This is a genomic window from Variovorax sp. P2_H12, assembly GCF_056403395.1.
Genome location: NZ_JBFUFO010000302.1, coordinates 1 through 375 on the forward strand (window position 1 = coordinate 1; position 375 = coordinate 375).

The 375-nt window shown below is 70.4% G+C and carries 1 protein-coding gene; it reads right to left on the reverse strand.

Annotated features, from left to right (window positions below):
- Positions 1 to 375, reverse strand: a 375-nt coding sequence (locus AC1DYK_RS36225; protein WP_478170661.1) for a hypothetical protein, incomplete at both ends; no start/stop codon positions are given.

The following is a 375-nucleotide window of genomic DNA, read 5'->3' on the forward strand; positions in this document are numbered from 1 at the left end:
CCTCGCACTGTTTTTTGCCTGCTGCGAGAACGATCAGGGGGGACTCGGCGTGTCCTGCGGCCAGGATTCCCGTGCCGGAGCCGGGCACGCCGCTGGGCTCACGGCCGGCGCCTGCGCCCTCGTACGGCACGAGCCTGGCGGCACCAAGCGCGATGGTGCAACTACCGTGCTCCTCGGCCTTCTCGGCCGCGTCGTCGGCGTGCTCCTGCGCTTCGTCGGCCGCCTTACGGGCCCCCTTGGCGTCGCCGAGCCCGGCCGCCTTACGAGCCCGGCCCGCGGCATCCTTGGCCTTGTCTGCTACATCGGCGATGGCTTGGGCGAGCTTGCCCAGCTTGCCGAGTTTGCTGGACTTTCCGGCGACCTTGGCCACGTCGT